Genomic DNA, 1,445 nt, shown 5'->3' with positions numbered 1-1,445 from the left:
TAGTGCTTGGTCAGGTTGATGTCGGGGTGGGTATGTCGCGGTGGCAGGTGGGGCAGGCGCCGGTCCATGTGGCGAGGAGTGTCTGTAGCTCGCGGACTACCTGGTAGAGGCTCAGGCCGGCGCCGCGTCTTTTGGGGCCCGGGCCAGCCGCTGCAGCGTGCAGAAGGCATGAGCGACCGAGACCAGGGTGACGTGGTGGTGCCAGCCTCCCCAGGTGCGGCCCTCGAAGTGGGCTAGGCCCAAAGCCTGCTTCATCTCCCGGTAGTCGTGCTCGATGCGCCACCGGAGCTTGGCGAGCCGGACCAGGGTGGTCAGGGGGGTGTCTTCGGGCAGGTCGGACAGCCAGAACTGCACCGGCTCCGCCTCGCCAGCGGGCCACTCGGCCAGCAGCCAGCACGCCGGCAGCTCCGGGCCGTCGGTGGCCTGCCGGATCTCGCGCCCGGCAGGCCGGATACGCAAGGCCACGAAGCGGGAGTACATGCGCTTGAAGCCGGAGCGGCCCGTGCCGGGCCGGGAGCCCTCCCGCCACTGCACCGGCCGTGCGGCCTTCCGGCCCGCCGCGATGACCAGCTCCTTCACCGGCCGGGCAGACTCCGGGTACTTCGGCACCGGGGGACGCCCGGTCCCCGAGTACGGCTCACATACCGGCACCGCCTCTTCAGGCTGTGCCGACAAGGTGGTGGAGATACCCACTACATAGTGCATGCCCCGCGCCTGCAGGCCGAGCCGGAAGGCCGCGGCGTCGCCGTATCCGGCGTCCGCGATGGCCAGCGGCACATCGATCCCCCAGGAGCGGGTCTCATCGGCCATGTCCAGAGCGAGCTGCCATTTCTCCACGTGCCCGACATCGTCCGGGATACCGCAGGACCTGCGGCGGGCGACTTTGGCCGGATCAGCCTTCGGCGAGCTGAGGTCCCAGGTCTGCGGCAGGAACAGCCGCCAGTTGACCGCCGCGGAGGCGTGGTCGGACGCCAGGTGCAGCGAGACGCCCACCTGGCAGTTGGTGACCTTGCCGGCAGTGCCGGTGTACTGCCGCGACACACACGCCGAAGCCACCCCGTCCTTCACGAAACCGGTGTCGTCGAAGACCACGGCCTTCGGCCCGATCACCTCCTCCATCCTCCAAGCCAGGCGGGCCCGGATGTGGGACGGGTCCCACGGGCTGGTGGTGATGAAGTGAGCCAGCGCCTGCCGGTTGCCGTCCACCCCGAGCCGGGCAGCCATCGGCTCGACCGACTTGCGCTTGCCGTCGGTCAGCAGTCCACGCAGGTAAACCTGCCCCCAGCGGCGCTGGTCCTTGCGCGAGAACGGCTCGAAGACCTCCGCCGCGAACGCCTCCAAGTCCCCACGCACTGCAGCAATCTCGTCCGGAGTCACGCCATCTTCAACGCCCACCCAACCTCAAAGACACGCTCTCCCACAGACGACCTGACCAAGCACTACTA

Annotated in this window: 1 protein-coding gene; it reads right to left on the bottom strand. The window is 69.1% G+C overall.

Annotation, left to right across the window (positions count from 1 at the left end; genetic code table 11):
- Nucleotides 1-111: 111 nt before the first annotated feature.
- Complete coding sequence (locus tag OFY01_RS16870; RefSeq protein ID WP_266600737.1) at nucleotides 112-1,377, bottom strand: IS701 family transposase; 1,266 nt, start codon at nucleotides 1,375-1,377, stop codon at nucleotides 112-114.
- Nucleotides 1,378-1,445 lie beyond the last annotated feature (68 nt).

Origin of the sequence: Streptomyces beihaiensis, assembly GCF_026274175.1 — a bacterium.
GTDB classification, from domain to species: Bacteria; Actinomycetota; Actinomycetes; order Streptomycetales; family Streptomycetaceae; genus Streptomyces; species Streptomyces beihaiensis.
This window is presented reverse-complemented; position numbering and strand designations above follow the sequence as displayed.